Here is a 10,844-nt window from a genome sequence, read left to right on the forward strand (position 1 = left end):
CCACATCACGACGCCCCTGCCTTCAAGGACAAGGCGCCACTAACCTTCGCCCAATCCTCCGCCTCCAGGCAGCACGGATCCGCCGCGACCCAGTGGCCGGATTCGATCTCTCTCAGCGAAAGATCCGCACCCACCGTCTCCTCATAGCGCGGGTGCTTGATCCGATGTCCAAAGGCACTCCCCTTCGGCGGATCGATCGGCGAGGGCACATCGCCTTCGAGAAGGATGCGCTCTTTCTCCAACGAGGGATCAGGCTCGGGAATCGCAGACAGAAGCGCCTTGGTATAGGCGTGCTTCGGCCGCTGGTAGATCGAATCGGCATCCGCCATCTCCACGATCTTGCCGAGGTACATCACCGCCACCCGGTCGGAGATGTGCTTCACCACCGCGAGATTGTGCGCGATGAACAAATACGAAAGCCCGAGGTCCTTCTGCAGCTCTAACAAGAGATTCAGCACCTGCGACTGCACCGACACGTCGAGCGCCGAAACCGGCTCGTCGCAAACAATCAGCTTCGGCTTCAGAGCGATGGCGCGGGCAATCCCGATCCGCTGGCGTTGGCCGCCCGAAAACTCAAAGGGATAGCGATCCGCCGCGGCGCTCTGGAGGCCGACACGCTCTAACAGCTCATCCACCCGCTTGCGCCGCTCGTTCGCGGAACCATGGCCGTGAATGATCAGCGGTTCCTCCAGAATCTCACGCACGCTGTGGCGCGCATTCAAAGACTCGACCGGATCCTGAAAGATCATCTGCAAATCGCCACGGACCGGCCGCATCGCACCGCGCCCGAGGCGGGTGATGTCACGACCGTCGAAGTGGATGCTCCCGTTGTTCACGTCATTGAGACGGACGATCGCCTTGCCGAGCGTCGACTTCCCACAACCGGACTCGCCGACCAGCCCAAGCGTCTCTCCCGGAGCAATATCGAAAGACACGCCATCCACCGCCCTGACCGACCCGACCTGACGCATGAGGAGACCACCCGTCACCGGGAAGTGCACCTTGATGTCTCGCACGGAAAGGATCGGGGTCATACGTCGGTCGAGGCGTAGCAGTTCGGACAGGCTTCCACCCAGTGGCCGTGTGAGACCTCGATGAAAGGCGGACGATCGCGCAAGGTGGAGCCCTGCCGGTCCATGCGTTGGCAGAAGCGGCAACCTGGCACTAGATCCCTCAACGAGGCCACCATCCCCGGGATCACCGGCAGCTTCGCCTTGCGCGGCGTTTCCAAGCGCGGAATGGAAGCGAGCAAGCCCCGGGTATAGGCATGGAGCGGACGGGCAAAAAGTTCTTTCACCGGCGCGCGTTCCACCACCCGGCCGGCATACATCACCACCACCTCATCACAGGTCTCCGCGATCACGCCGAGATCGTGCGTGATCAGCATCAGCGACATGCCCATCTCCGCCTGCAGCCGCTTCATCAGGTCGAGGATCTGCGCCTGCACCGTCACATCCAGCGCCGTGGTCGGCTCATCGGCGATGACCAGATCCGGCTTCAGCGCAAGCGCCATGGCGATTACCACGCGCTGCCGCATCCCGCCGGACAGCTGGTGCGGATAGTCCCCCGCCCTGAGTTCCGGCGCGGGAATCTTCACGAGCCGCAGCATCTCGATCGCCGCGTTCCACGCCTCCCGCTTGCTCATCTTCTTGTGGATGAGGAAGCACTCGGACAGCTGCTTGCCGATGCGGTGCACCGGATTGAGCGCGGTCATCGGCTCCTGGAAAATCACCCCGATCTCGTTGCCGCGCACCCTGCGGATCTCATCAGGCCTCAGCCTTGTTAGATCCCGTCCTTTGAAAAGCACCTCACCTTGCAGGATCTTACCCGCAGGCTGTGGCAGCAGGCGCATGATCGACATCGCGGTCACGCTCTTGCCGCAACCCGACTCGCCGACAATCCCGAGGGTCTTGCCTCGGGAAATATCGAAGTTCACCTGATCGACCGCGCGAACCAGGCCCGCATCGGTGTCGAAGGCGGTGATCAGATTACGGACCTGGAGAAGCGGCTCGGTCATTCGGTCTTCTTTTCGCGGTACTGGTCATAGACCACATTCTTCTCCGGGAAGGCCCGGCCGGTGTGCATCGCGTCCTGGGTCTCCTTCTTGATGTCGTTGTCGATCCACATCACCTTCCCCATCTCGGGATCATTGGCAAAGCGGACATTGAAGTCGTCCGGCCAGCGCACCCAGCGCCAGTTGCCCAGGCGGTAGAAAGGCCGGTCGATCCCCGGAACCCAGATCGCGCGGTCGTGGATGATCTGCTCCAGCTTCCAGCTGGTCTCCCTCAGTTCATCCTCGGTGCGAGCCTGGCGATTCGCCTCCAGGATCACGTCCACCGCAGGATCAGCGAAGCTGAAGAGGTTGTTGGACATCGCCTTCGGCTTGCGGGTTCCCGGCTCGTAGGCCTCCTTGGAATGCATGCTCTGGTAGTAGTCCGGGATCGGGAGGCTTCCTTGGAAGCCGAGGAAAGCGATCTCATGCTCCTTGCGCTGGGTCTTGCTGAAGGAAGCGCTGTTCTCCATGCCTTCCAGCTTGTACTCCACGCCGGCCTTCACCGCCTCTTCCTTGAGCCGCAGCATGTACGCCTCCAGACGCGGGATCTTGGTATAGTTCAGCGAGAACGAAAGCCTCCGCCCCTGCGCATCCTGCAGGATGCCATCTGCTCCCGCGGTAGTGAAACCCGCCTTGGCGAAAGCTTCCCGCGCCTTCTCCACCGAGAAGGGCCGCGTCTTGATATTGGGATTCGAATACTGGCCATAGCCGCCCTGCAGCAGGTTAAGCCGCTGCGCATCCCCGCGCAGGTCGAAGTCGATCACCTTCTGCCAGTTCGTCGCATACTGGAGCCCGATGCGGATGTCCTCCACCGCCAGCAACGGGTTGTGCTCGTTCAAGTAGAGCCCGTAGCTGATCGAAGGATAGCCGTTGTAGAAAGTGACCTTCTCGATGTAGCCCTTGAAGACCGGGTCAATCTCGGTCTGCTCATACCACTTGATCGGGTCCAGCGGATAGAACAGGTCGATCTCGCCCCGCTTGAACATCTCGAACACCTTGTTCTCGTCGCGGACCAAGGTGTATTCCAGCAGATCGGGGTTAAAACGATATTTGTAGTACTTGCGGTCCTTGGCCCACCAGTCCTTCACCCGGCTCATCGAGATCGAGCGGCCCTTGCGGATGTCTTCCGGACGGATCTCATAAGCGGAGATCGTCGGACGCGGACGCCAGTTGTAGCGGCTTTCGAAGTCGGGACCGAACTCCCTGTAGAAATCCTCCTGTGCCGGGAAAAAGGACGCGAGATAGGCGGCCCCCATCGGCTTGGGCGTGGACAAGCGCAGGCACAAGTAGTCCGGCCCATAGGTGGCGATGCCCCAGTACTGCTCCGAATACCAATCACGGTAGAAGTTCTCCGTGAGGTATTTCGAAAGGTAGATGTAAACGGACATCACCCAGTCGTAGGACGTCACGTCCTTGCCATCGGACCAGCGGGCCTCGGGATCGATGTGATAATAGATCGTCTGCCCGCCGTCGGTCACCGCCCAGCGGTCGGCCCCGGCGGGGATGATGGCACCGGTATTCAGATGAAGTCCGGTCAAGCCGAGCTCCATGTCGTCCCAGTGGTAATTGCGGAAGCTGTTGTTCGCCTCCGCGCCGGCGGGGCGCAGCGTCGGCGGATAGTCGAAGCCCTGGATGTAGCTGTGGAAGGTGCCGCCCTTCTTGGCCTGCGGCGACCCCATCTCAGGCTGGTCCATGCCGTCCTTCCACTCCAAGCCCCCGGGCAGATCCTTCTCCTCCAGCTTCTCGAAATAATTCGGGCGCTCCAGATGGCGCGTCAGGTCGGCCAGTGCCGCGGTCTTTTCCTTGCGCTCCTCGTCGTTGAGCTGCCCGGCAAGTGCAGCCTCCAGCTCCTTGCGCTGGTCCTGCAACTTGGTGAGCAACTCCGCGTTGAAGCGCTTGTAGAAGGCCTCGCGCTCGGCGGTATTGTCATACGGCGGCGGCAGCTCCGCCTTCTTGCAGCCCGGCAGGACGACAAGGACCAAGGCTGCGGCAAACGCAGCCACAGCGGTAAAGACGGGCGTGCGTTTCATTGATAGGTGGTGAACTTCTTGGGATCGAAGGCCTCGCGGATCGCTTCCCCCACGAAGGTGATGAGCAGCAGGACCACCACCATGAAGGTGAAGACCGAGCTGACGATCCACGGCGAGTTGAGGTTCGAGGTCCCCTGCTCCAGTATCCGGCCCCAGCTCGGATAGCGATCCGGCAAACCGAAGCCGAGGAAGTCCAGCGCAGTAAGCGAGGTGGCCAGACCCGCGACGCTAAAGGGCAAGAGCGTCACCAAGGTCGAGATCGCATTCGGCAGGATGTGCCGGAAGATCACCCGCATCGTACCCGCTCCCTGCACCCGGGCGGCGGCCACGTAGTCCCGCGCCTTCTCACGATAAGTCGCACTGCGGAGGTAAACCGAAACCCCGATCCAGGAGAACGCGCAAAGGATCAGCAGGATCGTGGTGAGGTCGATGTTATCGCGACCGATGTTGCTGATCACGATCATGACCACCAGCAGGAAGGGCACGTTGCTGACGATCTCCACGACACGGTCCATCACCAGGTCGAAGACACCGCCGAAATAGCCCATCAGGCTGCCGATGGTAATGCCGATCCCATAGATCATCAGGATGTAGCAGAAGGCCGCCTTGAAGATCACTTGCAGCCCGCCCAAAAGCCCCGCGGCGATGTCCCAACCCCGCGAATCCGTGCCGAGATAGTGACGCGATTTCAGCGAAGGCGGGGCCGGCTTGTAGATGATCTCGATCCAAGGGAGCTCGGTGGAGGGCGTGGCACTGTCTTCCACCGAGGTCTCCACCAGCTTGCCTTCGTGCCAGCTCTGCTTGCCGACGAACTCCCCCTTGGCATCAAAGAGCGTGGCCGGGCCCTCGCGCAGGCCGCGGCGGAAGCGCGCATCGCGCAGCTTGGTATCGTCGGAGTCCTTTGAATACTGCACCGCGTAGCCGTTGAAGGGCTCGCTGTCATGGGCCCGGTAGAGCAACCCCTCGCGCGTCACGAGCTCACGCTTTTCCAGCTCGTCCGTATCCAGCACCGGATCCCAAGGAACGAGGGGCATGATCACGGAATCGCCTTTATCCGCGGCCTTGAATCGCTTGCCCAAGTCGCGGTAATTCGCCTCCTGACTGCCTTCTCCGCCAAAGTCCTGCTCCGAGTAGAGCTTCGTCTCGAAGGCTGGGAAATGCCAGGCCCCCTCATACTTCACCGCAAGTGCCCGCTTGCCGACCAGCGCCTGATCTAACAGCGCAACCAGCAGCAGCAACATGAGCAGGCGGAAGGAAAGCCAGCCGCGCCCGATCGAGCGGAAGCGGGTAAAGCGCCGCAGCGTGAGCGGATTCCAGTGGAACTTGCCGCCGAAGATCAGCAGGACCAGTGACAACAACACCGCGGCACCACAGATCGAATAACCGACGATCTCCGCCTGATGGGTCCGCACCCACTTCCAGTCCATCGGGACCCACTGGATGGACTTGTAGTCGACCAGATACCCCTTCTCCGGCGCCGCGAAGATCTCGTCCGGGGTAGCAGCAAAGGAAAAGAACCAGCGCAGCGACGGCAGGCTCAGCTTCTGCGAGAACGCCAGCGCGGCGGCAATCGCCACCAGCAGCAGAAGAAGGCCGATCTTGCGGGGAAAGGTCATTTCACTTGTAGCTTACCCGTGGATCGAAGAACGCGACCAAGAGGTCCGAGAAGATTTTCCCGATGGCCGTGAGCGCGGCCGCGAAAAACAAGACACCGAGCATGACCGGCTCGTCCCGATCAATCACCGCGGTGAACTGCAGCATGCCGAAGCCATCGATATCGAAGACACGTTCAACCAGGACCGAACCGGCAACCACCAGCGCCAGGTTCTCGCCGAAAGTGGTGGCGATGGGGATGATCGAATTCCGGAAAGCGTGGTGAAAGACCGCCCGCGGATAGGACACACCCTTGGCCGTGGCGGTGCGCACGTAGTCGGCGGACAGGTTGTCCATCAGGTTGTTCTTCATGAGCATCGTCATGAAAGCGAAACTGCCGATGAGATAGCACGCCAGCGGCATCGCGGTATGGGCCGCCAGATCCTTGACCTGGTCGGCAGGGGAAAGGGTGGCGAAGTCATCCCCGGTGAACCCGCGGATCGGCAGCCAGCCGAGTCGCGCACCGACGATCACCACCAGCAGCGCACCGAGCGCATAGCCAGGCACCGCATAGCCAGCGAAAATGGCGACCGAACTCGCATTGTCTACCCAAGTGCGGTGCTTGATCGCCTTCAGGATCCCGAGCGGCAGGCACACCGAGTAGATGATGAGCACATCCATCAGGGCGAAATAGAGCGAGACCGGCAGGCGATCTAGGATCATCAGACCCACCGGCTCCTGGTACTTTTCCGAACTGCCGAGACTCCCTTGGAGCAGGCCGTCGAAGCCGGGGCGATACAGGATGGCGCGGTATTCCGGCAGCTTGCTCAGGGACACCCCACCCATCCACTTGTCCCAGGATTGCTTCTGCTCCTCCGGGCTGCGCAGGCGGACTCTCCAGCGGGCGAGTTCGGTGGTCTCGCGGTCCATTTCGGCCGAAGACTTCGGCGCCCCATCCGCTCCGGCAGCTTCTGGCGACTGAATCGCGGCCTCGTCGCCATTGCGGACGATTTTCGCCACGAAGGTAGTCCCCGGCACCTCGATCTCCACGCTGTTGGAATCCTTCGGGAATTCCTTGCCGATCTTTTCCTTGTCCCGGGGCACGACGCCTAACCATTCGCCATAGGCGCGCATGGAACTCCGGTCCCGGTTCTTCTTCTCCTCCACCTCCAGCACCTGGCTCGGTGAAAGGGAGGTCTGCCCTTGCGCGCGGGTCCGCTTGCCGCCTTCCCCACCGAGCAGGCCGGCTAAGGCCCGCTCCACCGGCCCGCCCGGCGCCATCCGGTTGATCGCGAAGACTAGCGCCGTGATCCCCAGCAACGTCAGCGGGATCAGAAGCAGTCGGCGCAGGAAATAGGCTTTCAAATGGCGGGACGAAACTAACGGTTTCTGTAGTTCTAGCGATCCCCCCCTCCCTTGCAAGTCCCCGACAGCACAAAGGGCCGCTTTGACAGAAACGCCCGCAAAATCCGCAAAACAGGACAAAGACGGTCGCCCCCTGCAAATTTTCCCTGCAATCCCGGCCCGGGACACGCTAGACCCACCGGCGACTCATGACACGACGCGCCCTCTCCTTGCTTCTCCCACTCCTCTGCCTCGCCCCCTGTGGCGCAGAGACCCCGGTCGAGAAAGCAAACCGGGAAAAGATCCTCCTGATTGGCAACGCCTCCGATCCCAAGTCCCTCGATCCCCATCTCGTAACCGGGGTTATCGAACACAATATCATCCGATCCCTGCTTGAGGGACTGGTCTCGGATGATGCCTATTCCGACACCGCCTACCCGCCGGGTGCCGCGACCTCGTGGGAGCACAATGAGAACTATACCGAGTGGACCTTCCACCTACGGCCCGACGGCAAGTGGTCGGACGGAGCCCCGCTGACCTCCGCCGATTTCATTTTCGGCTACAACCGCCTGCTACACCCGGACACGTTGGGCCCGTATGCGGAGATGCTCTTCTTCCTCAAGAACGCGGAAAAATTCAACCGCGGCGAGATCACCGATTTCAGCCAGGTGGGCGTCTCCGCCCCTGATGATTACACGCTGAAGCTCACCATGCGGGAGCCGGTGCCCTTTCTGTTAGGCATGACCCGCCACTACACGTGGTTCCCGGTTCCCCGCCACGTCATCCTCAGGTTTGGCAAGATGACCGACCGCTTCACCCCATGGTGCGAGCCCGGCAATTTCGTCGGCAACGGCGCCTTCGTTCTCAAGGAATGGAAACTGAACGACCACGTGGATGTGGCGAAGAATCCGCTCTACTGGGACGCCGCGAATGTGAAGCTCAATGGCCTGCGCTTCATCCCCGCGGAGAACTACTACACGGAAACCCGCGGCTTCCTCGCCGGGCAGCTCCACACCACCTATCAGCTCCCACCGCCGTTGGTGGACAAGATCAAGGAAGAGTGCCCGCAATACCTCCACCAGGAGCCCTACCTCGCCACCGACTTCATCCGCGTGAATGTCACCCGGCCGAAACTCGACAATCCGAAGGTGCGCATGGCCATGTCCCTGGCCATCGACCGGAAGCTCCTCTGTGATAACGTCCTGCAGGGCAACATTCCCTGCGGCACGATTTGCCCGAACCTGGGCGACTACAAGCCGGACCAGATCGTCAGCTTCGATCCCGAGCGCGCGAAGGCCCTGCTGGCAGAGGCCGGCTACAAGGACGGAGTAGGCCTACCGCGCTTCAAGCTGCTGATGAGCAGCACAGGCAGCCGCGGCACCGTCGAAGCCATCCAGGCGATGTGGCGCGACACCCTCGGCATCAACATCGATCTCCAGCCGAAGGACTGGGGCGCTTACGTCTCCGCCCAACAGAAGCTCGACTACGACATCGCGCTCGCCGCTTGGACCGGGGACTACCTCGACCCCTCGACCTTCCTGCTGATGTGGACCAAGGACAACGGCAACAACAACACAGGCTGGTCCAATCCCGAATACGAAAGGATGCTCTCCGAAGCCGCCCAGCAGGCGGATCCCGCACAGCGTCTCGCCATCTTCAAGAAGGCGGAACGCATGTTCATCGAGGACCAGGCGATCCTGCCGATCTCATACCGCGGCCGCAATTACCTGCACCGCCCGGAGGTCAAGGGCTGGAGCCCGCTGCTGCTCGACAACCACCCCTGGCACACCATTTCCCTCGAACCCTGATCCGCCCAGGCCATCATGTTCAAAGCCCTTTTCAGCCGACTGATCCAGAGCCTTCTGGTGCTACTCGTGCTCTTCACGGTCACCTTCTTCCTGGTCAAGGCGATGCCCGGCAATCCCCTCAACCGGGAAAAGGCCATGCCGGAACACATCCGGGTCAAGCTCGAGCACTACTACGGCTTGGACAAGCCGGTGTTGGCCCAATACGGCATCCAGCTCGGCCGCTACCTGCAGGGAGATCCCGGCTACTCGATCCGCTTGGAAGGGCGTGAAGTGACGGACATCATTAGCCAAGCCTTCCCGGTCTCCTTTCAACTTGGCGTATTGGCCATGGGCGTCGCGATCACTATCGGCATCCCGGCCGGTTGCTTGGCCGCAGCTCGCAAGAATGGCCTGATCGACGTGATGGCGATGTCGATCGCGATGTTCGGGATCTGCCTTCCCTCCTTTGTGATCGGGCCCCTTCTCGCGGAGTTCTTCGGCCGCAAGCTCCAGCTCCTGCCGGCCTTCGGTTGGGACGCCATCGACCCCAAAACCTGGATCCTGCCCGCCGTCACCCTCGGCCTTGCCTATGCCGCCTACCTCTCGCGCCTGACCCGCGCCGGGATGCTGGAGACGCTTTCACAGGACTTCGTGCGAACCGCCAAGGCCAAGGGCGTGCCGGGTTGGAAAATCCTGATCCGCCACTGCCTCCGCGGCGGCTTGATCCCGGCCGTGGCCTACATCGGGCCCGCCTTCGCTGGCATCATCTCCGGCTCCTTGGTGATTGAGACCGTTTTCCAAGTCCCCGGACTTGGCCGCCACTTCATCAAGTCGATCGAGACCCTCGATGCCCCGGTCATCATGGGCGTCACCATGCTCTACGGTACCCTGGTGATCGTCGCGAACTTCCTCACCGACTTGGCCGGGATCTGGCTGAACCCGCGCCTCCGCAAGTCCTCCTGAGCCCGACTGCTGCCCACCCTTTTCCATGACACCCGAAGAAAAAGGAACCTCTCTGTGGTACGATGCCTGGTTGCGCCTGCGCCGCAACCGCGCTGCCATGGTCGGCATCGTCATCCTCGCGCTCATCGTCTTCACCTGTGTGGTGCTGCCCTGGGTCGGCGATTTCCTGAAGGACCCTAACAAGACCGATCTGGTCCACCGCAATCTACGGCCCGGCAGCGAACATTGGTTCGGGACCGACCACCTCGGCCGCGATCTTTTCGCGCGGGTGATCTTCGGCGGCCGCATCTCCATCGCCGTCGGACTCATCACCACCTTTGTCGCCGTCACCATCGGCGTGGTCTGGGGTGCCGTGGCTGGCTACGTCGGTGGCAGCACCGATGCCCTCCTGATGCGCATCGTGGATATTCTCTACGCTCTGCCCTTCCTGGTCATCATTATCCTTCTCAAGAAGATCTTGGAACCCATGACCGATGATCTCACCGAGTCGACCGTGAATCTCATCGCGGGCAAGGAAGCCCCGCTGAAGAAACTGAGCGACACCCGCAACTGGGTCGAGCCTCTGACCACTCTCGTGCCGGTCTTCATCGCAATCGGCGCGCTATCCTGGCTCACCGTCTCGCGCATCGTTCGCGCCCAAGTGCAAAGCGTCGCCAGCCTCGACTACGTGGAAGCCGCGCGCTCGCTCGGCCTCGGCCACCTCCGCATCCTCTTCCGCCACATCCTGCCGAATTCGCTCGGCCCCATCATCGTCTACACCACGCTCACCATCCCCGGCGTGATGATGTTCGAGGCCACCCTATCCTTCCTCGGCCTCGGCGTGAAAGCGCCTAACAGCTCATGGGGCGTCCTCATCCAGGAGGGCGCGAACTTCATGCTCACCAACCCGATGCAGCTCTTTTTCCCATCCCTCTTCTTCTCGCTGACCTTGTTCTCCCTGAACTTCCTCGGCGACGGCCTGCGCGATGCGCTCGACCCGAAGGCATCGAAGGATTGAGGAAGTCGATCGGAGCATGAGATCCCGCTGAATTATTTCGGCCCGCATCGCCAACCATAGTGGTCCGCACTCTCCGA

Annotated in this window: 8 protein-coding genes; 3 read left to right on the plus strand and 5 right to left on the minus strand. The window is 61.6% G+C overall.

Translation table 11 applies throughout. The features are described 5' to 3' along the window. Positions 1 to 5: 5 nt before the first annotated feature. Genes WKV53_RS08335 through WKV53_RS08355 form a run of 5 tightly spaced genes read right to left on the minus strand, consistent with a single transcriptional unit; the run spans position 6 to position 7,041 of the window. Complete coding sequence (locus WKV53_RS08335; RefSeq protein ID WP_341404107.1) at positions 6 to 1,034, minus strand: ABC transporter ATP-binding protein; 1,029 nt, start codon at positions 1,032 to 1,034, stop codon at positions 6 to 8. Next, the gene (locus WKV53_RS08340) at positions 1,031 to 2,017 is read right to left on the minus strand and encodes an ABC transporter ATP-binding protein (RefSeq protein ID WP_341404108.1); all 987 of its coding nucleotides are present in this window, start codon (positions 2,015 to 2,017) and stop codon (positions 1,031 to 1,033) included. The genes WKV53_RS08335 and WKV53_RS08340 overlap by 4 nt, the downstream gene beginning before the upstream one ends. Then, a complete protein-coding gene (locus tag WKV53_RS08345; RefSeq protein ID WP_341404109.1) occupies positions 2,014 to 4,083 on the minus strand; it encodes an ABC transporter substrate-binding protein in 2,070 nt (689 codons plus the stop codon). The genes WKV53_RS08340 and WKV53_RS08345 overlap by 4 nt, the downstream gene beginning before the upstream one ends. After that, positions 4,080 to 5,699: an ABC transporter permease subunit gene (locus WKV53_RS08350; RefSeq protein WP_341404110.1), complete on the minus strand. Its 1,620-nt coding sequence runs from the start codon at positions 5,697 to 5,699 to the stop codon at positions 4,080 to 4,082. The genes WKV53_RS08345 and WKV53_RS08350 overlap by 4 nt, the downstream gene beginning before the upstream one ends. A gap of 1 nt (position 5,700) precedes the next feature. After that, on the minus strand, positions 5,701 to 7,041 hold the full coding sequence (locus tag WKV53_RS08355; protein ID WP_341404111.1) for an ABC transporter permease: 1,341 nt from the start codon (positions 7,039 to 7,041) through the stop codon (positions 5,701 to 5,703). A 188-nt stretch (positions 7,042 to 7,229) separates the two neighbouring features. Between WKV53_RS08355 and WKV53_RS08360 the strand changes: the two genes are divergently transcribed. From WKV53_RS08360 to WKV53_RS08370, 3 genes are read left to right on the plus strand one after another with little or no spacing between them, the layout of a single operon-like run. Continuing rightward, a complete protein-coding gene (locus WKV53_RS08360; RefSeq protein WP_341404112.1) occupies positions 7,230 to 8,828 on the plus strand; it encodes a peptide ABC transporter substrate-binding protein in 1,599 nt (532 codons plus the stop codon). A 15-nt stretch (positions 8,829 to 8,843) separates the two neighbouring features. Further along, positions 8,844 to 9,770 (plus strand): ABC transporter permease, encoded by a 927-nt coding sequence (locus WKV53_RS08365; RefSeq protein WP_341404113.1) that lies wholly within the window; start codon positions 8,844 to 8,846, stop codon positions 9,768 to 9,770. A 25-nt stretch (positions 9,771 to 9,795) separates the two neighbouring features. Further along, positions 9,796 to 10,767 (plus strand): ABC transporter permease, encoded by a 972-nt coding sequence (locus tag WKV53_RS08370; RefSeq protein WP_341404114.1) that lies wholly within the window; start codon positions 9,796 to 9,798, stop codon positions 10,765 to 10,767. The last annotated feature ends 77 nt before the right edge of the window (positions 10,768 to 10,844 follow it).

Origin of the sequence: Luteolibacter sp. Y139 (assembly GCF_038066715.1) — a bacterium.
Taxonomy (GTDB): Bacteria; Verrucomicrobiota; Verrucomicrobiia; order Verrucomicrobiales; family Akkermansiaceae; genus Haloferula; species Haloferula soli.